Genomic DNA, 23,012 nt, shown 5'->3' with positions numbered 1-23,012 from the left:
GGGGATCCGACGTGACGGAGTCGACAGCGGAGTCCGGATACCGGGACCGGGTGCGCGGCGCGCTGCTCGGCGGCGCGATCGGCGACGCCCTGGGCTGGCCGGTGGAGTTCCAGCAGCTCCACCAGATCCGCGAGCGGTTCGGTCCGCAGGGCGTGACCGCGCTGCCGCCCGGGAGCGCCGGGTCGGTGGAGGTCACCGACGACACCCAGATGACGCTGTTCACCGCGGAGGGCCTGATCCGCGGCTTCGTCCGCGGCTGGTCCGGCGGCGGCGGCTCGGTGCCGGAGGCGGTGCACGGCGCGTACCGGCGCTGGCTGCGGACCCAGTACCAGGGCGCCCCGGACACCGAGCCGCAGCCGCGCCCGTACGACGGCTGGCTGCTCGGCCGGCCGTTCCTGTACGCGCGGCGGGCGCCGGGCAACGCCTGTCTGAGCGGGGTGTCCGAGCACCCGGTGTTCGAGGCGCCGGCCCCGATCGGGAGCCCGGGGCCGATCAACCCCGGCTCCAAGGGCTGCGGTTCGGTGATGCGCGCGGCGCCGTTCGGGCTGGCCCGGCTCGGGGTCGAGCAGTCCTTCGGGCTGGCCGTGCAGTGCGCCCAGCTCACCCACGGGCACCCGACCGGCTACCTCGCCGCGGGCGCCTTCGCGGCGCTGGTCGAGCGGTTGGCGGCCGGGACGGAGCCGTGGGCGGCGGTCGGCGAGACGGTGGAGCAGATCCGCGAGCTGCCGAAGTCCAAGGAGACCGTGCAGGCGCTGGCCCGGGCGGTCCGGCTGGCCCAGGAGGCCGAGCCCTCGGCGGACACCGTGGAGCGGGTCGGGCTCGGCTGGATCGCCGAGGAGTGCCTGGCCATCGCGGTGCACTCGCTGCTGGCGGCCACCCTCGACCCCGATCCGGTGCGCACCGCGCTGCTGCTGTCGGTGAACCACTCCGGGGACAGCGACTCCACCGGCGCGGTCTGCGGCAACCTGGTCGGGGCCGCGTACGGCGCCTCGGCGCTGCCCGCCGACTGGGTCGGGGCGGTCGAGGGGCGGGCCGAACTGCTGACGGTCGCGGACGACCTGCTGGTGCTGTTCGGCAGCCGCGACCCGGGCCACCCGGCGCTCGGCGGGCGCTACCCCGCCTGGTAGCCGGACGCTCCTCAGCTCGCCCCGGGGTCGGTGACCTGGCCGAGGAACAGCGGCCGCCCGGTGGCGGTGTCCCGGATCAGGAACAGGAACGGCCGGTCGATGTGCAGCTGGACGGGCCGGTCCGGGGCGGGCGCCGCCGCGACGCCGATCCCGACGCCGCTGCCGGCCGCCGCGACCGTCCCCTCCTCGTCGACCTGGACGGTGGCCTTCTGCACCACCGTGCTGACGGCGAGCGGCGGCTGGTCGGCGATGCCGCCGAGGTCGGCCCGGTCGAAGACCGAGTGGACGCCGAGCGAGCGCAGCGCGGGGCTCAGCTCGTTCGAGGTGTCGAAGTGGAAGCGCGGCAGCTGGAGGTCGACCGGCCGTTCGGCGAGGGCGCCGAGGATCCGGTCGAGCTGGGGCTGGTCCAGCCCCTTGGCGAAGGCGGCGAAACCGCCCTGCGCGGGGACGATCAGGTCCATCGCCAGACCGCCGCCCTGGTACGGGAGTTCCACGGCCTGCCAGGGCTCGCCGACGATCCCGCCGGGGCCGTCCGCGTACTTGAACTCACCGGCCTGGCTCATCGACGGGACGGCCGGGGCGGATCCGTCGAGCTTGTGGAACGGGCGGTCCGCGGTCTGCCCGGGCTTGAACGCCGAGGCCCACTTCGCCTTGAGGTAGAGCGCGTCGGTGAGGACCAGCCGGGTGTCGGCGTTGATCGTGTTCGGTGCGAAGAGGTCCTTGATCTGCCCCTCGGTGGCCTTCTCCACGGCGGAGTTGACGGCCTCGCGGGAGCCGTTCGGGTCCTTGCCGAAGTCGGTGGTGCGCACCCCGGCGTCGAAGGCGGTGGCGAGCGTGGCCAGGTAGTCGGGCTTCACCGCGAAGCCCTGCTGGGTCCAGACCTGGTCGCTGCGGCGCAGGGTGGGTCCGTCGGTGGCCGGGACGGGCCGGTCGAGGGCGCCGACGGCGAGGGCGTACTGCTTCGGGTCGAGGTCGGTGTGCAGGGCCTTGGCGAGTTCCTCGGCGGTGGCACCGCGCGCGCCGGGCAGCAGCATGGCGAGCACGGTGGACAGCCCGGACGGCGAGACCACCAGGTTCTGCCCGGCGGTGTCCGGCTTCGCGGTGAGGGTGTGCAGGAGGTCCAGGCCGAAGGCGTCGGTGGCCTTGGCGGTGGCGGCCACCGAGGCCTGGTCGACGGCGGGCCGGGTGGCCGGCGCGGAGGCCCGCTGCTCCCCGGTGGCGGCGGTGCCGGGGCCGGTGCTGCCGCAGCCGCTGACCAGCGGTGCGGCGAGCGCGGCGGCGAGGAGCAGTGCCGCGGGGCGGCGGGGCGGGCGACGACGGGTTCCGCTGCTGCTGTTCGTCATGGCCCTTCGACGCGGCACCCCTCCGCCCGGTTCCGGCTCAGTCCCAGAGCGCGCCGAACTCCAGCAGTTCGTCCCGGTGCTCGATCCGCTCGACCCACTCCGCGGGCCAGACCGCCTCGCCGTGGTGGGCGCCGGCGAAGGCGCCGGTCAGGCAGGCGAGCGAGTCGGAGTCGCCGCTGGAGTAGGCGGCCCGGCGGACGGCGGCCACCGGGTCGTCGGGCATCAGCAGGAAGCAGAGCAGACCGGTGCCGAAGGCCTCCTCGGCGACCCAGCCCTCGCCGGTGGCCAGGCAGGGGTCGGCCTCCACGTCGGGGGCGGCGAGGGCGGCGTCCAGCTGGTCGAGGACCGTGAGGCAGTCGTCCCAGCCGCGGGCGATGACGGCCTGCGGGGAGGCGCCGTACCAGCGGTCGGCGAGGTCGCCGAGCCAGAACTCGTCGTAGCGCTCGCGGCTCGCCAGCGCGTACGCCCGCAGCAGGGCGGGCAGTCCGGCGGGCGGGACGCCCTCGGCGAGCTTGCGCACCGCGTAGGCGGTGAGGTCGCTGGCGGCGAGCGCGGTCGGGTGGCCGTGGGTGAGCGCGGACTGGAGTTGGGCGGCGCCGGAGAGCTGCCGGGCGTCCAGGTCGCGGATCAGGCCGAGCGGGGCGACCCGCATGTTGGCGCCGCAGCCCTTGGAGCCCACGTCGCTGGCCTGCTGCCAGCGGTACTCGTCGTGGCTGAGCCGCTCGCAGGCGCGCAGGCAGGTCATGCCGGGGGCGCGGTTGTTCGACGGGGAGCGCCACCAGTAGACGAATTCCTCGCGGACCGGGCGCGCCAGCCGCAGCGGCGTCAGCGGGCCGCGGGCCAGGGCTGTGCGCAGGCCGCGGGCGAGGGCGAGCGTCATCTGGGTGTCGTCGGTGACCAACGCCTTCTGCGGCAGCGGGAGTCGCCGCCAGTCCGGGTGGTCGGCGGCGATCCGCTCGACGTCCTGGAACTCGGTCAGCCGGCCCATCGCGTCGCCGATCGCCAGCCCCAGCAGTGCCCCCGTCGCCTTGCCCACGGCCTTCTCCCCCGCTTCCCGTCACACGTCGACCAACAGCTCCTTGAGCCCGCGGATCACGTAGCCGGGGTTCCACTCGGGCTCGCGGACCAGCCGCAGGCCCGGGGCCCGGCGCAGCAGCGTGCCGTAGGACTCGGTGAGCTCCAGTCTGGCAAGGGGGGCGCCCAGACAGAAATGGATTCCGGCGCCGAAGGTGACGTGCGGGTTGTCGGTGCGGCCGAGGTCGAGGCGGTCGGGGTCGGCGAAGCGCTCCGGGTCGCGGTTGGCGGAGCCGAAGAGCAGGGCGATCTCGGCGCCGCGCGGCACGGTGACCCCGCGGACCTCGATGTCCTCCAGCACCCAGCGCTCGAACATCTGCAGCGGGGTGTCCCAGCGCATCAGTTCCTCGACGGCGGTGGGCAGCAGGGCGTCCACCGAGCCGCGCAGCCGGGCGAGCTCGCCGGGGTGGCGGAACAGCGCCCACCAGCCGTTGCCGGTGGTGTTGACGGTCGCCTCGTGGCCGGCGTTGAGCAGCAGCACGCAGGTGGAGACCATCTCCTGCTCGCTGAGCGCGTCGGAGCCCTCCTGGGCCTGGATCAGCGCGCTGATCAGGTCGGTGCCCGGGTTCCCCCGGCGCTCGCGGATCAGGGCGCGCAGGTAGTCGGAGAACTCGGTGCTGGCGGTGACGGCCCGGCGGGCGGCCTCCTCGCTCGGGTTGAGCTCGAACATCCCGGTGATGTCGGCGGACCAGGGGCGCAGCAGGTGCCGGTCGCCCTCCGGCACGCCGAGCATCTCGGCGATCACGGCGACCGGCAGCGGCTCGGCGACGGCGGAGATCAGGTCTCCGCCGCCGGCCGCGAGCAGGTCGTCGACGAGTTCCCCGGCGAGCCGCCGGACGGTCGGCCGCAGCCCTTCGACCATGCGCGGGGTGAAGGCCTTGGAGACCAGCCGGCGGATCCGGGTGTGGTCGGGGGCCTCCAGGTCGAGCAGCCCGTGGTCGTTGAGGGTGTGGAAGGGTTCGTGCGCCGGGTCGGGTTCGGGGCGGCCGAACTCCTGGTGGCTGAACCGGTGGGTGTAGGTGCGGCCGAGCCGCCGGTCGCGCAGCAGGGCGCTGACGTCCTCGTGGCGGGAGACCAGCCACTGGTTCGTCGGCTCGTGGTACGTCACCGGCGCGTGCTCGCGCAGTTCGGCGTACGCGTCGTACGGGTGGGCCACGAACTCCGCCGACCAGGGGTCGAACTTCGCCGTCGTCGTCATCGCTCGATCACTCCAGGCCGTGAGGGGAAGCCGGGAAGATCATCGTATGCGTGCGGTACGTCCGTAAAGGGTCCTTACGCCCCTTCCAGCACCAACCGGCGCACCAGCTTCGGCAGCGCCCGGGAGATCGGCTCCCGGATCACCTCGGCCGCGGCCGCGTCGTACGGGGTCTCCTCGGCGTTCACGATGATCAGCTTCGCGCCGCTCCGCACCGCGTTGTACGGCAGCCCGGCGACCGGGAACACCTGGAGGCTGGTGCCGATCGCAATGAAGACCTCGCAGGCCCGGGCGACGGAGTCGGCCTGACCGAGCACCTCCTGGTCCAGGTTCTCGCCGAACATCACGATCCGCGGCTTGAGGATGCCGCCGCACTCCCGGCAGGCCGGGTCCGGCTCCCCCGCCTCGACCCGGGCCAGCGCCTGCGCCATCGACCCGACCACCCGGCAGCTCAGGCACTGGGTCTCCCGGACGTTGCCGTGCAGTTCGAGCACCTTGCGGGCGGTCAGGCCGGCCCGCTGGTGCAGCCCGTCGATGTTCTGGGTGAGCACCCGCAGCGGCAGCCCGGAGCGCTCCAGGTCGACCAGCGCCCGGTGCCCGGCGTTCGGCTCGGCGGCCAGCCCGGCCGTCTCCAGCCGCATCCGCCAGGCCCGCGCGCGCACCTTCGTGTCGTCCCGGTACGGGCCGATGGTGACCAGTTCCTCGGCCGACGGGTCCTTGCGCCACAGCCCCTGCGGGCCGCGGTAGTCGGGGATGCCGGAGTCGGTCGAGATGCCCGCGCCGGTGAGCACGGCGATCAGGGGGCGCTTCGCGTTCATGCTCCGGACGGTACGGGCGGCGGGGCGCGGCGGCCACCGAAAATCCGGATGCGCCCCGTCAACTCCCGCCGCACACTGGGCCGGTCACCCACCGTTGCCGTGAAGGAGCCCCGTGCAGGGAGCAGTCAGCGTCTCGCCCGCCCAGATCCCCGAGCTGTTGCTCGGCCTGGCCACCGTCCGCCCGGTGTTCCTCTGGGGCGCCCCCGGGATCGGGAAGTCCTCCCTGGTCAGGGCGTTCGCCGAGTCGCTCGGTCTGGAGTGCGTGAGCCTGGTCGGCACCCAGCTCGCCCCGGAGGACCTGATCGGCGTCCCGCAGCTCACCCCCGAGGGCCGCTCCCGGTTCTGCCCGCCCGAGCAGATCGCCCGCGACGAGCCGTACTGCCTGTTCCTGGACGAGCTCAACGCGGCCTCGCCGGACGTCCAGAAGGCCTTCTACTCGCTGATCCTGGACCGCCGGATCGGCTCCTACGAGCTGCCGCCCGGCTCCATCGTGATCGGCGCCGGGAACCGCGCCACCGACGGCGCGCTCGCCCGCCCGATGGCCTCCGCGCTGGTCAACCGCATGGTCCACGTCCACCTGCGGGCCAGCGCCGAGGACTGGCTGCGCTGGGCGGCCGGCGCCGGGATCCACCCCTGGATCCTCGACCACCTCACCGACCGGCCGGACCACCTGTGGTCCGCCCCGCCCAAGACCGAGGAGCCGTTCTCCACCCCCCGCGCCTGGCACATGCTCTCCGACGCGCTGAACTCCTTCGGCCCCACCCTGGACGAGGAGACCCTCAAGGTGGTCACGTACGGGCTGCTCACCCCGCAGCACGCGATCGCCTTCTGCGGCTACGCGAAGATCGTCCGCAACTCCTACGGCCTGGAGGCGATCCTCAAGGGCGACGCCCGCTGGCCGCACCGGCTGGAGGACCGCGACCTGCTCTACTACCTGGCCGACGCCTTCCGCGGCCGGCTGGTCAAGGAGCTGCCCGCCAGCAAGGAGCACGCCTCCGGGGCGCAGCGGCAGACCGCCTTCCGGGCCAAGTCGCTGCTGGTGCAGCTGGCCGAGATCTCGGTGGAGGTCGCCCAGACGGTGATCGCGGACGGCGCGGACGGCAACCCGGTGCTGCCCTCCTGGTTCCTGATCGAGGCCGCCCGGGACATGCCCCGACTGGTCGAGGCCCGCCGGTGAAGCGGCCGGCCAAGGCCGCCGCGAAGAAGCCCGACCCGGGCACCGTGGCCTTCGAGGAGGGCGTCCGGCTGCTGCGCGGCAACCCGGCCCTCGCCGCCCTGCGGGCCGACGTCTGCCGCTCCGAGGAGTGCACCACCGCCCCGCCCGACGGCTGGGCGGTGGCCGACTCCGACGGCACCCTGCACGTCAACCCGCGCCGCCGGGCCGAACCCGAGGAGTGGGCCTGGGTGCTGGCGCACGGCCTGCTGCACCTCGGCTTCGGCCACCTCCCGGGCGACCGCGGCACCCGCACCCAGCCCGACCCGTACCAGGTCGCCGCCCGCTGCGCCGTGGTCAACCGCTTCCTCGCCACCTTCCCGGTCGGCCGCGCCCCGGTCACCCTCCCGCAGGAGTACCCGGGCGGGGACGAGGAGGAGCTGGCCGAGCGCTGGCGCCGCGACGGCCTGCCCCTGCCCGGCACCGCCGGGACGGCCGGCACCGCCGACTGCGACCAGCTGCTGGTCGAGTGGCGCGGGCACGGCCGGGCCCGCGAGGACTGGCCGGCGGCCTTCGCGGCCGCCCTCACCCGCACCATGTCCGCCGCGATGGACCGGGCCGGCGGCCGGATCGACGCCGAGACCGGCGAGCGCCTGCCCGAGCGGCCCTGGAACCGGGCGCTCAACTGGTTCGTCTCCTCGTACCCGCTGCTCGGCGGCATCGCGGCCGGCCTCACCGTCGTCGCCGACGCCGAACTCGCCCGGGCGCACGGCATCGCCGTCGCCGCCGTCAACGCCGAGGCCGCCGAGATCTACGTGAACCCGCTGCGCCACCACTCCGACGAGGAGTGGCGGTTCATCCTCGGCCACGAGATCCTGCACGCCGCCCTGCGGCACGGCGAGCGCCGCGGCGGGCGGGACCCGTTCCTGTTCAACGTCGCCGCCGACTACGTCATCAACGGCTGGCTGCTGGAGATGAACGTCGGCGAGATGCCCGACGGGCTGCTGCACGACCCGCAGGTGAAGGGCCTGTCGGCCGAGGAGGTGTACGACCGGATCGCCCGCGACCAGCGCCGGATCCGCCGGCTCGCCACCCTCGCCGGGAAGAACCGCCCGGACATCCTCGGCGAGCCGCTGGGACCGCCGCGGGACTACGTCGACCTGGACGACTTCTACCGGCGCGGCCTCCAGCAGGGCTTCGAGCTGCACGGCCGTGAACGCGGGCTGCTCCCGGCCGGGCTGGTCGAGGAGATCCGCGCGCTCGCCCACCCGCCGCTCCCCTGGGACGCGCGGCTGGCGCGCTGGTTCGACGAGTTCGTGCCGCGCCCGGAGCCGGTGCGCAGCTACTCCCGCCCGGCCCGCCGGCAGTCCGCCACCCCGGACATCCCCCGGGCCGGCCGCTACCACCCCGAGGAGGAGGTGCCGCGCTGCACCTTCGGGGTGGTCCTGGACACCTCCGGCTCGATGGACCGGACGCTGCTCGGCAAGGCCCTCGGCGCGATCGCCTCCTACGCCGCCGCCCGGGACGTCCCGGCCGCCCGGGTGGTGCACTGCGACGCCGCCCCGCACGACGCCGGGTACCTCCCGGTCGAGGAGATCGCCGGGCGGCTGCGGGTGCACGGGCGCGGCGGCACCGTCCTCCAGCCGGGCATCGACCTGCTGGAGCGGGCCGAGGACTTCCCGCCCGGGGCGCCGGTCCTGGTGATCACCGACGGCATGTGCGACGTGCTGCGGCTGCGCCGGGAGCACGCCTTCCTCGTCCCGCGCGGAGCCGGACTGCCGTTCACCCCGCGCGGACCGGTCTTCCGGATGAGCTGACGGGCCGACGGGCCAACGAGCCACCGGACGGTCAGGCCAGCGCCGGGGCAGGGGCGGCGCCGGGCCGCACCAGCGGGGACAGCGCCACCAGGTAGCAGGCGGCGGCCAGCGGGACGAAGGCCAGGTCGGCCGCCGAGGCGACGGTGCCGACCAGCATCAGCACCGGGCTCCACCAGCGCAGCGTCCGGGCCGCGCCGACCGAGGCGGCGACCAGCAGGGCCAACAGGCCGACATAGAACAGCAGCGGGCCGACCTGGTAGACGGCGGGGAGCACCCCGGGGACGGACTGCACCCGGTCGAACAGCCGCGACTGCTCGGCCTTGTCCGCCGCGGCCAGGCCGACGCACAGGTCGATCCCGATCTGCGCCAGCGAGGCCGCCAGGCCCGCGAACGCCGTCCCCAGCGCGGCGTTCGCGGCCAGCCGCCCGGCGGTGGTGCCGCGCGGGGCGAGCAGTCGGCGCAGCGCGAGGAAGACCGGGGCGAACAGCAGCAGCCCGGCGAACATCGCGGTGTGGCCGAGCGTCCAGCCGAGACCCGGCTCGCGGGAGCCGGGCACCAGGCGGATGCCGCCGTACAGGGCCATCAGGGCGGGGGCGCCGACGGCGGCGTAAGCGGTGAGGCGGGTGTTCCGGATGGCGTTCATCTGACGATCTCCTGCGGTGTCCGTGGTCCGTTCCGACACCGCAGAGCCTCCCGGTCCGACCCCTCGTCGCGGATCGCCCGTACCGGCGAAACCGGCCCCTCCCCCGCAAGGGGGAGTCCCCTCAGGACTCCCCCGCCACCACCGCCCCGGCCTCGTACGCGAACACCACCGCGTGCACCCGGTCGCGCAGTCCGAGCTTGCTCAGCACATTGCTGACGTGGGTCTTCACGGTGTGCTCGCTGACCACCAACTCGGCCGCGATCTCCGCGTTGGACAGCCCGCGCGCGATCAGCTGCAGCGTCTCCTGCTCGCGCAGGGTCAGCTGCTCCAGCAGCTTGGACGGCGGCCGCACCGCCCGCTCCCGGCCGCCCGGGCGGCGGGCCGCGAACTCGCCGATCAGCCGCTTGGTCACCGAGGGCGCGAGCAGCGCCTCGCCCGAGGCCACCATGCGCACCCCGTGCGCCAGGTCGTCCCGGCGGACGTCCTTCAACAGGAAGCCGCTGGCGCCCGCGTACAGCGCGTCGAAGACGTAGTCGTCGACGTCGAAGGTGGTCAGCATGATCACCTTGGTGGCCGGGAACTCCTCGCACACCCGGCGGGCCGCCTCCAGGCCGTCCATCACCGGCATCCGGACGTCCAGCAGCAGCACGTCCGGGTTGTGCGCGCGCACCGCCTCGACCGCCTCGGCGCCGTCGCAGGCCTCGGCGACCACCTCGATGTCCGGCTGGGCGTCCAGGATCATCCCGAACCCGGCCCGCACCAGCTCCTGGTCGTCCGCGACCACCACCCGTATCGGCGTCATCCGCCCACCCTCTCCACCACGCCCGTCGGCCCCAGCGGCAGCCGGACACTCACCAGGAAACCCCTGCCCTCCGGCCCCGGACCGGCCTCGGCCCGGCCGCCGCAGGCCGCGGCCCGCTCGCGGATGCCGACCAGCCCGCGCCCGCCGGACCAGCCGGCCACCGTACGGTCGGCGGCCGGCGGCATCCCGCGACCGTTGTCGGAGACCACCACCTCCAGCACCCCGTCGGCCCGCCCCACCCGGATCGCCACCCGGTCCGCCCCGGAGTGCTTGACCGTGTTGGTCAGCGCCTCCTGCACGATCCGGTACGCGGCCGCCTCCACGTCGGCGGGCAACCCGCCCAGCCCGTCCGCGAGTTCGAGGTCCACCCGCAGGCCCGTCCCGCGCACCCGCTCGGCCACGTCGGCGAGTTCGGCCAGCCGGGGCTGCGGCGCCAGCTCCCGCTCCGCCTCCGGGTCCTTCAACACGCCGAGCACCCGCCGCAGTTGCACCATCGCGTCGCGGCCCGCGTCGGCGATGGTGTCGAAGGCGCGGATCGCCCGGTCCGGGTTGTCGCGCACCACCAGCGGCCCGGCCTCGGCCTGGATGACCATCAACGACACCGCGTGCGCCAGGATGTCGTGCATCTCCCGGGCGATCCGGGCCCGCTCCTCGGCGACCGCCCGGGCCGCCTCGCTGGCCGCCCGCACCCCCGCCTCCCGCACCCGCTCGGCCTGCATCCGGGCCAGCTCCCGCTGGGTGCGCACCAGGGCGCCGAAGACGAAGGAGCCGCCCGAGGTCAGCACGCTGAACAGCGCGCCGTTCGGCGAATGGGTGCCGATCACATTGGCGACCACCACGACCGCCAGCACCGGCCAGCGCTGCCGGTCGGGGAAGCGCTCCGCGATGGTGTACATCCCGATCACCGCGTACAGCGGTACCTGCGGGTTCGCGGAGTGCGCCACCACCGACAGCGCCAGCGAGGGCACGGCGCCCGCGATCAGGCCCAGCAGCGAGACCTTGCGCCGCCAGGGCAGGAACAGCGCGGTGGACACCGCCAGCGGGTACACCCACCAGGGCCAGTCGGTGTCGTCGTTGTAGACCGACCAGACCGACACCGCCGCCGAGCAGACCGCCAGGAAGGTGTCCAGCACGTACGGGCTCAGCCCGGCCGTCCGGCTCCGCCAACGCGCCGCGCGCTCCACCGTCGTACCTCCCCCGTACCCGGGGACCCCGTCCCCGCGGAGAAGATCATGCCCTACCGGCAGAACCACCGGCACCGCCCGACCGGACACCGCCCGACCGGACACCGCCGGGCCGGACACCACCGCCCGGCCGGGAGCCGCTCGGCCGGACACCGCCCGGTCAGACACCGCTGACCGTCACACCGCCGGTCTCCGCCCGCGCCGTGATGCTGTGCGCCGCACCCGGCCGCGAGGGGACGCTCACGTCCGACCCGCCGTTCCCGGCCTGCGCGTCCACCACGTACGCCTCCCCGGACGGCACCCGCAGCCGCACCCCGCCGTTGCCGACCCGGGCCTCCAGCGCCGACGGCGCCGCCGCGAAGTCGGCCCGCACGCCGCCGTTGGTCGCGCTCAGGCGCGCCGTCGGGGAGGTCAGCCCGGTGGCCTCGACCCCGCCGTTCTCCACCGCGGCCTCCACCGCGGCGGACAGCCCCGTCAACCGCACCCCGCCGTTCTCCTCCTTGATCCGCACCTTGGTGCCGGCCGGCACCTGCACCTCGTACCCGACCCCGCAGGAGTCGCAGGAGTACCCCAGCCGCAGCACGCCGTCCTTCACCTCGTGGGTGCTCTTCGGCGCGGACCCCCGGTAGCTCTGCTTCTCGACGACGTGCACCGAGTCACCGGTGCCGGTCACCACGACCCCGCCGTTCTCCCCCTCGACCACCAGCTCCCCGACCGGCTCGGCCACCCCGTAGGTCACCGTCCGGTGCTCGTCCGACTCCAGGAACGGCAGGCACCCCTGCATCCCCAGCACCACCGCCGCCGTGATCGCCACCGCGCCCAGCACCCGCTTCATGTCCGGCCCCCTTCGCAAAGCCCCGCCGTCCCGACACCGAGAACCCTCCCGCGACCGGCCCCCTCGGCACCTCCCTCCGCGGAGCGGTTCCCGCCCCTCCCCCGTGCGGGGGATGGCGGGCAATTCACGGATTCACCGGCGCGGCCGCCGCTTCGCCGGTAGCTTGTTTGCCCGCGCTCAACCTCCCGGAGCCGCACCACGCCCAGGCACTGACGACGAGGGCTGATCAGGCAATGGCCAACACCCCGCCCGGCGGACCGGGTCCCGCGACCGGGCACGGCCTGGACGACCGCGTGCCCTTCCTGGCCCGGCTCGACCACGCCGACCGCACCGCCCTGCTCGCCCTCGGCCACCGGCTCGACTACCCCGCCCGCTCCACCGCACTGCGCGAGGGCGAACCCTCCGACCACGTCCTGCTCGTCCTGCACGGCTGGCTCAAGGTGACCGCCCTCGCCGAGAACGGCTACGAGGCCCTGCTCGCCCTGCGCGGGCCGGGCGACATCGTCGGCGAGTCCGCCGCCCTCAGCGGCCGGCCCCGGGCCGCCACCGTCACCGCGCTGGAGCAGGTCTCCGCCACCGCCGTCGACCGGGCCGCCTTCACCACCTACCTGCAGAACACCCCCGCCGCCGCGATGCAGCTCCTGGCACTCTCCACCGACCGGCTGCGCGCCGCCGACCAGCACCGGCTCAAGTTCGCCTCGCTCAGCGTCAGCGAACGCCTCGCCGACCTCCTGCTGGAACTCGCCCGCACCCACGGCCGCCGCACCGCCGAGGGCATCGTCGTCTCCGTCCCGCTCAGCCAACAGGAACTCGCCGGCTCCGTCGGCGCCTCCCGCGAGGCCGTCGCCCGCCTGCTCAAGTCCCTGCGGGACCGCGGCATCGTCGTCACCCGCCGCCGCTCCCTGGTCGTCGCGCGCCCCGACCTGCTCCGGAGGCCCGGCCAACTCCGCTGATCCGCACAGCAGTTCTGTGCACACCGTCACAGAGCGAGTACCTCAACGGCGCTCACGCCGACCTGCCCGGCACGGGCAGGCTGAGGCCGACGACGAATCGAGAGGCGACCATGACCGATCCGGTGAACCACACCATCCTGCTGCTGGACATCGAACAGTTCGGCCGACGGGACGACGTCGAGCAGGCCTTCATGCGCCGCATGCTCTACTCCGTCCTGCACGAGACGCTGCGCAGCGCCGGGGTCGAACCCGCCGAACAGCGCCTGGAGGACCGTGGCGACTCGGTGATGGCCCTGATCAACGCCACCGTCCCCAAGGCCCGGCTGCTGCACGCGCTGATCAACGAGACCCCCACCCTGCTGCACGCCAACAACCGCCTCGCGGCCGCCGGCGCCCGGGTACGGCTGCGGATCGTGCTCGCCTCCGGCGAGGTCGCCGTCCAGGAACTCGGCGGAGCCCTCGGCGGCGCCGTCGGCTGGGACCTCAACCAGGCCTTCCGGCTGCTCGACTCGACCCCGCTCCGGGAGGCCCTCCGGCACCGCGAGGGGCCCTGCGCCCTCGCCGTGTCCGACGCGCTCTACCAGGGCATCGTCCGGCACGGCCACGGCGGCCTGGCGCCGGAGGCGTTCCACCGGGTCACCGTCCAGGGCAAGGAGGGCGAGTTCCCGGCCTGGCTGCACGGCGCACCCGCCCCCGACGCCCCGGAACCCGCCCCGGCGAGCACCCTGACCACCACCTGGGCCCTGGCAGCGGCACCGCCCCCGGCACCGGCGGCCGCCCAGGGCGCCGCCACCTTCCAGTTCCTCGGCGGCACCCCCACCTTCGGCGGCAACCTCATCGGCGGCGACCAGCACGTCGTCTCCGGCGGCCAGGTCCACGGCGACGTCAACACCGGCAACACCGTCGGCGGCGACCGATGACCACCACCGCCGAGCCGGAGGCCACGGACCAGGAGGACGGCCTCCAGGAAGCCCCGCCCGAGGACCCGCAGAACGCCGTGGAGGCCGTCCAGGAACTCCTGGAGCACGTCCCGGACTCCTTCGCCGGCCGCACCTACCTCTTCGCCGGCGGCACCCCCGGCTTCGGCGGCGACCTCATCGGCGGCGACCGGCACACCGTCTCCGGCGGCCAGGTCCACGGCGACGTCGTCACCGGCCACAAGACCACGATCTACCAGGTCGGCGGGGCCGCACTGCACGCCTCCGGGCTGGTCCCGACCGATGAACTCATCGCCCTGGTCGAGGTCTTCCGGCCCGGACCGGCCTTCGACCAGGCTCTCGTGCACCTCCGCGAGCAACGGGTCCTGGTCCTCACCGGCCGGGCGGACACCGGCCGCCGCGCCGCCGCACTGATGCTGCTGCGTGAGCTGGGCATCGACCGGATTCGAAACCTGGACCCGGATGTCAGTCCCACCGCCCTGCTCAACGGCGTCGAACGGGCCGAGGGGTACGTGCTCACCGACTACACGGCCTCCCGCACCCGCCCACTGCTCCGATCCGACCTCCACCGCCTGCGCGAGGCACTCGCCAAGCAGGACGGCTACCTGGTCATCACCACCACCCCCTCCCCCACGCTCCGCGAACTCCCCACGGTCGGCTGGTCACCGCCCGACCCGGGGCTCGTCCTCGGTGCCCATCTGCGGGCACTGCGGGACGACGGCGTCCCCTTCGAGCAGCTGCTCGCCCTGGACCCCGTCGAGGGGTTCCTGGCCAAGTACCCGCCGATCCGGGAGATCGCCGAGTTCGCCGTCAGGCTGGCGGCCTACTCCCCGTCGACCGGCAGGCCCTCCGACCTCGCCGACTTCGGTCGGGGCGCGGTCCAGGAGAAGGTCGGCCGCTGGTTCGGGGACGACGGACTCCCCCTCCACGACAAGGCCTTCCTGATCTCCCTGGCCGTCTTCGACCACGCCCCCTACACCCTCGCCGCCGAGTGCGCCGACAAGCTGTTCCGCCGCCTGGAGACCATCCGCACCCCCGGCCGCCCGGACGGCATCCCGCCGTTCGGGAGCTCGGTCGAGGACCGGATGGCCCTCGCCCGGGCCGAGCTCACCGAGGAGTCCGAGCAGACCCCCTGGGGCCCGGTCCCCCAGCGGATGGCCTCCTTCCTGGACCCCCGCACCTCCCCCACCCTGCTGCGCGAGGTCTGGACGAGCCACCCCTCCGCCCGCCCCGCGATCACCGGCTGGCTGAACGCCCTGGCCACCGACTCCCGCGCCCTGGTCCGCACCCGGGTGGCCTCCACCACCGCCCTGCTGGCCTCGGTCGACCTCTCCGCCGCCATGAGCGGGCTGCTCGGTCCCTGGTCCGGCGCCAAGGACTTCCGGCTCTGCCTCCAGGCCGCCAACAGCCTCGCCCTCGCCTACCACGCGGGCACCGCGGCCGTGCCCCGCATCCTGCGCGGCTGGGCCGGCGACGACAACGCCCGCCGCCGCTGGACGGCCATCCGCTGCTACGCCCTGCTCGGCCCGCTGCTGCCGACCCAGGCCCTGGAGGCCTTCGCCCTGGCCGCCGAGCGGCTGACCGCCGGCGAGCTCGACCAGCTGACCGCCGGGTTCCGGCCCGGCGCGCGGCCGTCGGAGCAGCCCGACCGCCACCAGGCGCTCGGGCTGCTCGAAGCGGCCGAGCTGATGCTGCTCTCCGCCGAGGCCGAGCTGACCCTGCGCACCCTGGTCCGTTGGCTCTCCGGCCCGGCCGCCCTGCGCCAGCTGGCCCTGGCCGCCTTCCTGACCACCGCGCAGCGCACCGAGGACACCGCCGTGGGCCGGCCGCTGCTGCTCGACTGGTACGCCCGGAGCCCGCGACCCGAGCCGGGAGGTGTGCGCAGCGTCACCGTGCTGCCCGCGCCCGAGGAGCCCGCGCCGGTCCGGGCGCTGCTGGTCGCCCTGTGGCGCACGGCCCTGGAGGACCCGCACTACCGCGATGCCGCCCTGGGCGTGCTGCGCGGCTGGCTGGTCGGCGCCGCCGACCAGCCCGGCACCACCGCCCGGCTCACCGAACTCTTCGACGACCTGGCCGTCACCGAGCGCGACCGCCGGCGGCTCGACCACCTGGTCCGCACCGTACGCGCCGACGGCCCGGCGACCGCGGCGCTGCCCGGCAACTGACACAGCACCGTCCGACCCGTCCCGATCCTGGAGCACCCGCGCATGTCGGCACGACACCGCCCCGACCTCCCCCACGGAGACCTGACCGACCCGGTCCTGACGGTCCACCCGCTGGGCCGCGCGCTCGGCCTGCCCAAGCGCCCGGCCGCCCGGGCCGACTCCGCCCTCGTCCTGACCACCCCGTCCGGGGAGCACCAGGTCTACCTGCCCCCGCACCGCCCGGGGTTCAGCGACCTGGTGGGCCGCAACTACCAGTCCGCGTACGAGGTCGACCTCGGCCTGCACCACCTGCGGGCCGAGGAGCGGCTGCCCGGCCGGGACGACGTCGGAGCCTTCGAGGCCGTGGTGGAGATCGACTGGCAGGTGTCGGCCGCGGAGCTGGTCGTGGCGAGCCGGATCCGCGACGTCCCCGCGCTGCTGGTCCCGCGGATCCGGCAGCGGATGCGGGCGGTCACCCGCCACCTCTCCACCGACCGGAGCGGCGAGGCCGAGTCCGCCGTCCAGGAGGAGCTGGACGGCTTCCCGGTCGCCGAGGCCGAGGGCCTGCGGGTGCGCTGCACCGTCCAGTTGGACATCGACCAGGCCGCCCGCGAGCAGAAGGAGCGGCTGCGCGGCTACCACTTCGACACCCAGGCCCACCCGCACGCCCTCCGGCAGGTCCAGGAGTCCAACGAGGTCCTCGCCGCGAAGGCGAAGTTCTACCAGTACCACCTGGAGCAGGGCGGGGTGACCGCCTGGGCCCTCCAGGTGGCCGCTCACCCCGAGGACCTGAAAGCCGCCCTCACGTACTTGAAGGACGAGCAGCAGGAGCTGGTCCAGGGCCAGCTCCAGGTGATCCAGCGGCTGCTCGACCAGAACGGCCTGGAGGAGTTCGAGCTGGAGGGCCCGCGCCAGGAGGCGAAGGCCGCGCTCGAAGCGATCCTGCGCCACCGGCCCGCGGGCCCAGGCACGCCCCGGCTCGACAAGGGCCCGAACCCGCCGTTGCCGCAGTGAACCCGAGGAGTCCCGCCGTGTCCGCCCCCGCCGGTACCGCCCCGGTGCCCCCGCCGCCGGGTACCGCCCTGCTCGCCGAGCTGCGCACCGAGATCGCCCGCGCGGACAGCAAGGCGGCCGTCCTGGTCGCCGCCCTCGGCGTGATCGTCGGAGTGCTCGGCGGCCTGCTCACCAGCACCGGCTGGGCGCCGCAGCAGCTCTCCGGCGCGGCGAAGGCGTTGCTGGCCCTCGGCGGCCTGGGCATCGCCGTCTCCCTGGTCTCGCTGCTGCTCGCGGTGCTGCCCCGCTTCCGGCGCAGCACCTGGCGCCCGGGCCGCCCGCTCGGCTACTTCGGGGACATCCGGCTGGCCGCCGAACGGGGGCTGCTCACCGACGCCCTGGCCGACACCGAGCGGCTGGCCGCGGAGGCCGTCCGGGCCGCGCTCGCGGAGAACAGCCTGATCGCCGCGCGGAAGCACTCCTGGGTCCGGGTCGGCATCCTCGCCTTCGGCGCCGGTCTGTTCCCGCTGGTCACCGCCCTGTTCCTGGGCTGACCGGCCTGCCCAGCACCGCCCAGCACCGTCCTGCCCAACCCGTCACCGTACGGACGCCGCCGTGCGCGCGTCCCGTCCCCGAGGACCCCGCCATGACCGAACCGACCTACCCGGACGCCACACCGCCGCCGTACCCGACGGCCGCCCCGCCGCAGTACCCGACCGTCCCGCCCCAGTACCCCACGGCCGCCCCGCAGTACCCGACGGCGCAGCCGCCCGCCTACCCGACCGCCGCTCCCCCGCCGCCGCCCCCGTACCCCGCGCCGGCCCCGCAGCCCCCCGCCCCACCGCAGTACCCCACCGCCGTCCCGCCCCAGTACGCTCCCCCGCCCCAGCCCCAGCAGCAGCCCCAGCACCCCCCGCGCGTCCCCGCCCAGGGCTTCGCCCCGCCGCCCGCCCCGCCCCGGCCGCCGGTCCTCGACCCCACCGTCGACATCGACCCGCACACCGGCCGGGTCCACCTGGCCGCCCGCCAGCGCGGCGCCGACGCCACCGCGGTCGGCCAACTGCTGCTCCAGCTGCCGCACTTCCTGTGCAGCCTGCTGGTCGTCACGCTGGTCTCGCTGCTCCTCCCCGAGCCGCTCAACCTGGTGCTGATCGGCCTCTGGATCGCCTCCGGCTCGCTGGTGTTCCACCGCCCGACCGAGAAGGTGCTCGCCCGCTACCTGTTCCGGATGCGTCCGGCGCTGCACTCCGAGCTGACCAGGCTGGAGCCGATCTGGCACCAGGTGACCGCCAAGGCGGGGGTGAACCCGGAGACGTACGACCTGTGGATCGAGGACCACAAGGCCGTCAACGCCACCGCGGCCGCCGGCCACATCGTCGGGGTCACCCGGTACGCGCTGGAGACCCTCCCCGACGCCCAGCTGGCCGCCGTGCTCGCCCACGAGCTCGGCCACCACCGCGGCGGCCACGCCTGGGCGACCCTGCTCGGCTACTGGTACTCGATGCCGGCCCGGATCGCCTGGGCGGTCTTCCGGATCGCGGCGGTCGTGGCGTTCCGGATCGCCTCGGTGTTCTCGCTGCTCGGCGCCCTGGTGGTCGGGCTGGTCTCGGTGGTCCTGGTGGTGGCCGTGGCGCTCTCCTTCCCGCCGCTGCTGCTGGTCCTGGTCACGCCGTACCTGCTGGCCGCGGTCGGCCGCCGCTCCGAGCTGAGGGCGGACGTCCAGGCCGCCGAACTCGGTTTCGCGGACGCCATGATCGAGGTCTTCCACGGCTTCCTGCGGGACGAGGAGGAGGCCCTGGCGGCCGCCGCGCGGGAGAACGGGGGCCGGGCCGTCGGCCCGGGCCTGGGCCGGCGGCTGCTGTCCAGCCACCCGGACACCCACACCCGGATCCGCCGGCTGGAGGACTGGCGCGCGGCCGCGGCCGCCCCGGCCCGGTAGCGCCCGGAACGCCGGCCAGGAGCGCCGGCCCGGAACACCCGCCGGGAGCACCGGTCGGAAACGCCGCAGGGCGGCCACCCCGTGAGGGGTGACCGCCCTGCGATCAGTGACGCTCGACTCAGCCGGTGTACGGGCCGTAGTCGTAGTCGTCCAGCGGAACCGCCTGGCCGGAGCCAGCGCCGAAGGGCGACAGGTCGTAGTCGTCGTAGCCGACGGCCGAGTACATGGCGGCCTTGGCCTCCTCGGTCGGCTCGACCCGGATGTTGCGGTAGCGGGGCAGACCCGTACCGGCCGGGATGAGCTTACCGAGGATGACGTTCTCCTTGAGGCCCAGCAGCGGGTCCGACTTGGCGTGGATCGCCGCGTCGGTGAGGACCCGGGTCGTCTCCTGGAAGGAGGCGGCCGACAGCCAGGACTCGGTGGCCAGCGAGGCCTTGGTGATACCCATCAGCTGCGGACGGCCGGAGGCGGGGTGACCGCCCTCGGAGACCACGCGACGGTTCTCGGTCTCGAAGCGGCCGCGCTCGACGAGCTCGCCCGGGAGCAGCTCGGCGTCGCCCGACTCGATGATCGTCACGCGGCGGAGCATCTGCCGGATGATGATCTCGATGTGCTTGTCGTGGATCGACACGCCCTGCGAGTTGTAGACCTTCTGGACTTCGGCGACCAGGTGGATCTGGACGGCGCGCTGGCCCATGATGCGCAGGACGTCGTGCGGGTTGGTGGCACCCATGGTCAGCTTCTGGCCGACCTCGACCGCCTCGCCCTCGCTGACCAGCAGCTTGACACGCTTCGAGACCGGGTAGGCGATCTCGTCGGTGCCGTCGTCCGGCGTGATGACGATCTTGCGGGTCTTCTCGGTGTCCTCGATCCGCGCGCGGCCGGTGGCCTCGGAGATCGGGGCCACACCCTTGGGGGTGCGGGCCTCGAAGAGCTCGACGACACGCGGCAGACCCTGGGTGATGTCGTCACCGGCCACACCACCGGTGTGGAAGGTACGCATGGTCAGCTGGGTGCCGGGCTCACCGATGGACTGGGCGGCGATGATGCCGACCGCCTCACCGATGTCGACCAGCTTGCCGGTGGCCAGCGAACGGCCGTAGCAGAAGGCACAGGTGCCGACGGCCGACTCACAGGTGAGGATCGAGCGGACCTTGACCTCGGACACGCCGTGGCGGATCAGCTCGTCCATCAGCACGTCACCGAGGTCGGTGTTGGCGGTGGCGAGCAGCTTGCCGTCGACGGTGATGTCCTCGGCGAGCATGCGGGCGTACACGCTGGTCTCGACGTCGTCGGCCTTGCGCAGCACGCCGTCGGCGCCCACGGAGCCGATCGACAGCTTGAGGCCGCGCTCGGTGCCGCAGTCCTCCTCGCGAATGATGACGTCCTGGGAGACGTCGACCAGACGACGGGTGAGGTAGCCGGAGTCGGCGGTACGGAGGGCGGTGTCCGCCAGACCCTTACGGGCACCGTGGGTGGAGATGAAGTACTCCAGCACGGTGAGACCCTCACGGAACGACGCCTTGATGGGTCGCGGGATGGTCTCGTTCTTGGCGTTGGACACCAGACCACGCATACCGGCGATCTGGCGCATCTGCATCATGTTTCCACGAGCACCCGAGTCGACCATCATGAAGATGGGGTTCGTCTTCGGGAAGTTCTCGTTCATGGCCTCGGCGACCTCGTTGGTCGCCTGGGTCCAGATGCCGATGAGCTCCTGCTTGCGCTCGTCGTTGGTGATCAGGCCGCGCTCGTACTGACGCTGGACCTTCTCCGCCTTCGCCTCGTAGCCCTCGAGGATCTGGGGCTTGTTCGGCGGGACGACGACGTCGGAGATCGAGACGGTGACGCCCGAGCGGGTCGACCAGTGGAAACCGGACGCCTTGAGGTTGTCCAGGGTCGCCGCGACGACGACCTTGGGGTAGCGCTCCGCCAGGTCGTTGACGATCGCGGAGAGCTGCTTCTTGCCCACCTCGTAGTCGACGAACGGGTAGTCCTCGGGCAGCAGCTCGTTGAAGAGCGCGCGGCCCAGGGTGGTGCTGAGGCGGAAGGGCTCGCCGTCGAACCAGGTCGACTGGCCCTCCTCGTCCACCGGCGGGGTCCAGCCACGGGGCGGGACGGTGCCGGCGGCCAGGCGCAGCTCGATCGGGGCCTGGACGTCCAGCTCGCGGGCGTCGAAGGCCATGATCGCCTCGGCGGTCGACGAGAAGGTGCGGCCGGCGCCCTTCACGTTGTCGCGGTCCGAGGTCAGGAAGAACAGGCCGAGCACCATGTCCTGGGTCGGCATGGTGACGGGGCGACCGTCGGCCGGCTTGAGGATGTTGTTCGAGGACAGCATCAGGATGCGGGCCTCGGCCTGCGCCTCCGCGGAGAGCGGCAGGTGGACGGCCATCTGGTCACCGTCGAAGTCCGCGTTGAACGCGGTGCAGACGAGCGGGTGGATCTGGATGGCCTTGCCCTCGACCAGCTGCGGCTCGAAGGCCTGGATGCCGAGGCGGTGCAGGGTGGGCGCACGGTTCAGCAGGACGGGGTGCTCGGCGATGACCTCTTCGAGCACGTCCCACACGACCGGGCGGGCGCGCTCGACCATGCGCTTGGCCGACTTGATGTTCTGCGCGTGGTTCAGGTCGACCAGGCGCTTCATCACGAACGGCTTGAAGAGCTCCAGCGCCATGGCCTTCGGCAGACCGCACTGGTGCAGCTTGAGCTGCGGGCCGACGACGATGACCGAACGGGCCGAGTAGTCGACTCGCTTGCCGAGCAGGTTCTGACGGAAACGACCCTGCTTGCCCTTGAGCATGTCGCTCAGGGACTTGAGCGGGCGGTTGCCCGGGCCGGTGACCGGACGGCCGCGGCGGCCGTTGTCGAACAGCGCGTCGACGGCCTCCTGGAGCATGCGCTTCTCGTTGTTCACGATGATCTCGGGGGCACCGAGGTCGAGCAGGCGCTTCAGGCGGTTGTTGCGGTTGATCACGCGGCGGTACAGGTCGTTCAGGTCGGAGGTCGCGAAGCGGCCACCGTCCAGCTGCACCATCGGACGCAGGTCCGGCGGGATGACCGGGACGCAGTCCAGCACCATGCCGTTGGGCTTGTTGCTGGTCTGCAGGAACGCGGAGACGACCTTGAGGCGCTTGAGCGCACGGGTCTTCTTCTGGCCCTTGCCGGTGCGGATGATCTCGCGGAGGCGCTCGGCCTCCTCCGCCAGGTCGAAGGTCTCCAGGCGGTCCTTGAGGGCCGCGGCGCCCATCGAGCCGGAGAAGTAGGTGCCGAAGCGGTCGCGCAGCTCGCGGTAGAGCAGCTCGTCGCCCTCCAGGTCCTGGACCTTGAGGTTCTTGAAGCGGGCCCACACCTCGTCGAGGCGGTCGAGCTCGCGCTGCGCGCGGTCGCGCAGCTGCTTCATCTCGCGCTCGGCGCCCTCGCGCACCTTGCGGCGCACGTCGGCCTTGGCGCCCTCGGCCTCCAGCTCGGCGAGGTCGGACTCGGCCTTCTTGGCGCGGCCTTCGAGGTCGGAGTCGCGGCGGTTCTCGATCTGCTGGCGCTCGACCGAGACGTGCGCCTCCAGGGACGGCAGGTCGCGCTGGCGGCGCTCGTCGTCGACCCAGGTGATCATGTAGGCGGCGAAGTAGATGACCTTCTCGAGGTCCTTCGGCGCCAGGTCGAGCAGGTAGCCGAGGCGGGACGGCACGCCCTTGAAGTACCAGATGTGGGTGACCGGGGCGGCCAGCTCGATGTGGCCCATCCGCTCGCGGCGCACCTTGGCGCGGGTCACCTCGACGCCGCAGCGCTCACAGATGATGCCCTTGAAGCGGACGCGCTTGTACTTACCGCAGTAGCACTCCCAGTCCCGGGTCGGGCCGAAGATCTTCTCGCAGAAGAGGCCGTCCTTTTCGGGCTTCAGGGTGCGGTAGTTGATGGTCTCCGGCTTCTTGACCTCGCCGTGCGACCACTGGCGGATGTCGTCGGCGGTGGCCAGGCCGATGCGGAGCTCGTCGAAGAAGTTGACGTCAAGCACTGGTCGTCAAGCCCTCTTTCGTGATTCGAGAGTTTGTCTGTG

18 protein-coding genes are annotated in these 23,012 nt (G+C 73.6%); 9 read left to right on the top strand and 9 right to left on the bottom strand.

Annotation, left to right across the window (positions count from 1 at the left end; all coding sequences use genetic code 11):
• The first annotated feature begins 11 nt into the window (after positions 1–11).
• A complete protein-coding gene (locus ACFC1T_RS01360; RefSeq protein ID WP_375882043.1) occupies positions 12–1,127 on the top strand; it encodes an ADP-ribosylglycohydrolase family protein in 1,116 nt (371 codons plus the stop codon).
• 11 nt (positions 1,128–1,138) lie between these two features.
• On the opposite strand, the gene ACFC1T_RS01355 is transcribed toward ACFC1T_RS01360, so the two are convergent.
• The 4 genes from ACFC1T_RS01355 to ACFC1T_RS01340 form a co-directional block, all read right to left on the bottom strand.
• Positions 1,139–2,470 carry a serpin family protein gene (locus ACFC1T_RS01355; RefSeq protein WP_375882041.1) on the bottom strand — a complete coding sequence of 444 codons (1,332 nt, stop codon included), beginning with the start codon at positions 2,468–2,470 and terminating at the stop codon, positions 1,139–1,141.
• Between the two features lie 37 nt (positions 2,471–2,507).
• Positions 2,508–3,506 carry an ADP-ribosylglycohydrolase family protein gene (locus tag ACFC1T_RS01350; RefSeq protein ID WP_375882038.1) on the bottom strand — a complete coding sequence of 333 codons (999 nt, stop codon included), beginning with the start codon at positions 3,504–3,506 and terminating at the stop codon, positions 2,508–2,510.
• Positions 3,507–3,527: 21 nt separating this feature from the next.
• The gene (locus ACFC1T_RS01345; RefSeq protein WP_375882036.1) at positions 3,528–4,742 is read right to left on the bottom strand and encodes a cytochrome P450; all 1,215 of its coding nucleotides are present in this window, start codon (positions 4,740–4,742) and stop codon (positions 3,528–3,530) included.
• Between the two features lie 74 nt (positions 4,743–4,816).
• On the bottom strand, positions 4,817–5,557 hold the full coding sequence (locus ACFC1T_RS01340; protein WP_375882033.1) for an NAD-dependent deacetylase: 741 nt from the start codon (positions 5,555–5,557) through the stop codon (positions 4,817–4,819).
• A 112-nt stretch (positions 5,558–5,669) separates the two neighbouring features.
• Between ACFC1T_RS01340 and ACFC1T_RS01335 the strand changes: the two genes are divergently transcribed.
• Both ACFC1T_RS01335 and ACFC1T_RS01330 read left to right on the top strand, forming a co-directional pair.
• On the top strand, positions 5,670–6,734 hold the full coding sequence (locus ACFC1T_RS01335) for an ATP-binding protein (RefSeq protein WP_375882031.1): 1,065 nt from the start codon (positions 5,670–5,672) through the stop codon (positions 6,732–6,734).
• The gene (locus ACFC1T_RS01330) at positions 6,731–8,527 is read left to right on the top strand and encodes a hypothetical protein (RefSeq protein WP_375882029.1); all 1,797 of its coding nucleotides are present in this window, start codon (positions 6,731–6,733) and stop codon (positions 8,525–8,527) included. Before ACFC1T_RS01335 ends, ACFC1T_RS01330 begins: the two co-directional genes overlap by 4 nt.
• Positions 8,528–8,558: 31 nt before the next feature.
• Here the strand turns inward: ACFC1T_RS01330 and ACFC1T_RS01325 are convergent, their stop codons facing one another.
• The 4 genes from ACFC1T_RS01325 to ACFC1T_RS01310 all read right to left on the bottom strand — a co-directional run bounded on the left by ACFC1T_RS01325 (position 8,559) and on the right by ACFC1T_RS01310 (position 11,991).
• Positions 8,559–9,170, bottom strand: coding sequence for a hypothetical protein (locus ACFC1T_RS01325; RefSeq protein WP_375882026.1), 612 nt, complete (start codon positions 9,168–9,170; stop codon positions 8,559–8,561).
• Between the two features lie 121 nt (positions 9,171–9,291).
• Positions 9,292–9,972: a response regulator gene (locus tag ACFC1T_RS01320; RefSeq protein WP_375882023.1), complete on the bottom strand. Its 681-nt coding sequence runs from the start codon at positions 9,970–9,972 to the stop codon at positions 9,292–9,294.
• On the bottom strand, positions 9,969–11,156 hold the full coding sequence (locus ACFC1T_RS01315; RefSeq protein ID WP_375882021.1) for a sensor histidine kinase: 1,188 nt from the start codon (positions 11,154–11,156) through the stop codon (positions 9,969–9,971). The genes ACFC1T_RS01320 and ACFC1T_RS01315 overlap by 4 nt, the downstream gene beginning before the upstream one ends.
• Positions 11,157–11,316: 160 nt before the next feature.
• Positions 11,317–11,991: a hypothetical protein gene (locus ACFC1T_RS01310; RefSeq protein ID WP_375882018.1), complete on the bottom strand. Its 675-nt coding sequence runs from the start codon at positions 11,989–11,991 to the stop codon at positions 11,317–11,319.
• 233 nt (positions 11,992–12,224) lie between these two features.
• Between ACFC1T_RS01310 and ACFC1T_RS01305 the strand changes: the two genes are divergently transcribed.
• From ACFC1T_RS01305 to ACFC1T_RS01280, 6 genes are all read left to right on the top strand, one after another.
• The gene (locus ACFC1T_RS01305) at positions 12,225–12,944 is read left to right on the top strand and encodes a Crp/Fnr family transcriptional regulator (protein ID WP_375882015.1); all 720 of its coding nucleotides are present in this window, start codon (positions 12,225–12,227) and stop codon (positions 12,942–12,944) included.
• A 110-nt stretch (positions 12,945–13,054) separates the two neighbouring features.
• Positions 13,055–13,864, top strand: coding sequence for a hypothetical protein (locus ACFC1T_RS01300; protein WP_375882013.1), 810 nt, complete (start codon positions 13,055–13,057; stop codon positions 13,862–13,864).
• On the top strand, positions 13,861–16,047 hold the full coding sequence (locus tag ACFC1T_RS01295) for a hypothetical protein (protein ID WP_375882010.1): 2,187 nt from the start codon (positions 13,861–13,863) through the stop codon (positions 16,045–16,047). Before ACFC1T_RS01300 ends, ACFC1T_RS01295 begins: the two co-directional genes overlap by 4 nt.
• 42 nt (positions 16,048–16,089) lie before the next feature.
• On the top strand, positions 16,090–17,040 hold the full coding sequence (locus tag ACFC1T_RS01290) for a hypothetical protein (RefSeq protein ID WP_375882009.1): 951 nt from the start codon (positions 16,090–16,092) through the stop codon (positions 17,038–17,040).
• 17 nt (positions 17,041–17,057) lie between these two features.
• Entirely contained in the window at positions 17,058–17,573 is a 516-nt protein-coding gene (locus ACFC1T_RS01285) for a Pycsar system effector family protein (protein ID WP_375882006.1), read from the top strand.
• Positions 17,574–17,665: 92 nt separating this feature from the next.
• A complete protein-coding gene (locus tag ACFC1T_RS01280) occupies positions 17,666–18,958 on the top strand; it encodes a M48 family metalloprotease (RefSeq protein WP_375882003.1) in 1,293 nt (430 codons plus the stop codon).
• Between the two features lie 118 nt (positions 18,959–19,076).
• Here the strand turns inward: ACFC1T_RS01280 and ACFC1T_RS01275 are convergent, their stop codons facing one another.
• A complete protein-coding gene (locus ACFC1T_RS01275; protein WP_375882000.1) occupies positions 19,077–22,970 on the bottom strand; it encodes a DNA-directed RNA polymerase subunit beta' in 3,894 nt (1,297 codons plus the stop codon).
• Between the last annotated feature and the right edge of the window lie 42 nt (positions 22,971–23,012).

Origin of the sequence: Kitasatospora sp. NPDC056076, assembly GCF_042266305.1 — a bacterium.
Classification (GTDB): domain Bacteria; phylum Actinomycetota; class Actinomycetes; order Streptomycetales; family Streptomycetaceae; genus Kitasatospora.
Note: the sequence above shows the minus strand (reverse complement) of the source record. Positions and strands in the feature narration are given on the sequence as shown.

Coding starts and splice junctions, on each gene's coding strand:
- ACFC1T_RS01355 (WP_375882041.1), bottom strand. CDS start 2,470: ATGACGAACAGCAGCAGCGGAACCCGTCGTCGCCCGCCCCGCCGCCCC.
- ACFC1T_RS01345 (WP_375882036.1), bottom strand. CDS start 4,742: ATGACGACGACGGCGAAGTTCGACCCCTGGTCGGCGGAGTTCGTGGCC.
- ACFC1T_RS01340 (WP_375882033.1), bottom strand. CDS start 5,557: ATGAACGCGAAGCGCCCCCTGATCGCCGTGCTCACCGGCGCGGGCATC.
- ACFC1T_RS01325 (WP_375882026.1), bottom strand. CDS start 9,170: ATGAACGCCATCCGGAACACCCGCCTCACCGCTTACGCCGCCGTCGGC.
- ACFC1T_RS01320 (WP_375882023.1), bottom strand. CDS start 9,972: ATGACGCCGATACGGGTGGTGGTCGCGGACGACCAGGAGCTGGTGCGG.
- ACFC1T_RS01310 (WP_375882018.1), bottom strand. CDS start 11,991: ATGAAGCGGGTGCTGGGCGCGGTGGCGATCACGGCGGCGGTGGTGCTG.
- ACFC1T_RS01305 (WP_375882015.1), top strand. CDS start 12,225: ATGGCCAACACCCCGCCCGGCGGACCGGGTCCCGCGACCGGGCACGGC.
- ACFC1T_RS01300 (WP_375882013.1), top strand. CDS start 13,055: ATGACCGATCCGGTGAACCACACCATCCTGCTGCTGGACATCGAACAG.
- ACFC1T_RS01295 (WP_375882010.1), top strand. CDS start 13,861: ATGACCACCACCGCCGAGCCGGAGGCCACGGACCAGGAGGACGGCCTC.
- ACFC1T_RS01290 (WP_375882009.1), top strand. CDS start 16,090: ATGTCGGCACGACACCGCCCCGACCTCCCCCACGGAGACCTGACCGAC.
- ACFC1T_RS01280 (WP_375882003.1), top strand. CDS start 17,666: ATGACCGAACCGACCTACCCGGACGCCACACCGCCGCCGTACCCGACG.